The organism is Penaeicola halotolerans (assembly GCF_016464625.1).
In the GTDB taxonomy this organism is placed as follows: Bacteria; Bacteroidota; Bacteroidia; order Cytophagales; family Cyclobacteriaceae; genus Penaeicola; species Penaeicola halotolerans.
This window is the reverse complement of record NZ_JAEAGO010000195.1, coordinates 1-240: the sequence shown is the minus strand read 5'-3', so window position 1 is coordinate 240 and position 240 is coordinate 1. Positions and strand designations below refer to the sequence as shown.

The 240-nt window shown below is 35.4% G+C and carries 1 protein-coding gene; it reads right to left on the bottom strand.

The window, feature by feature from the left end:
• Positions 1-91 precede the first annotated feature (91 nt).
• The gene (locus tag I5349_RS14365) at positions 92-223 is read right to left on the bottom strand and encodes a preprotein translocase subunit YajC (RefSeq protein WP_498366196.1); all 132 of its coding nucleotides are present in this window, start codon (positions 221-223) and stop codon (positions 92-94) included.
• Positions 224-240 lie beyond the last annotated feature (17 nt).

Genomic DNA, 240 nt, shown 5'->3' with positions numbered 1-240 from the left:
ATGAGACATAGCACTACCACTTTTAGTTTGTCTTTACTCAATCTTTTGAATGTGAAAAGTGAGGTTAATATAGTTTTGACTATACTCAATTTTACTTCGTGTTTTTCTTAGTGTAATCTAAAGACACGGCAGATTTTTCAAAAGTTAGCTTCATTCCTTTGTCTACTTCCAAAGTGTTGGTGTCAGTATCTAAACTGTACACTTTACCTTGTAGACCTCCAATCGGAATGGCTGCACCTC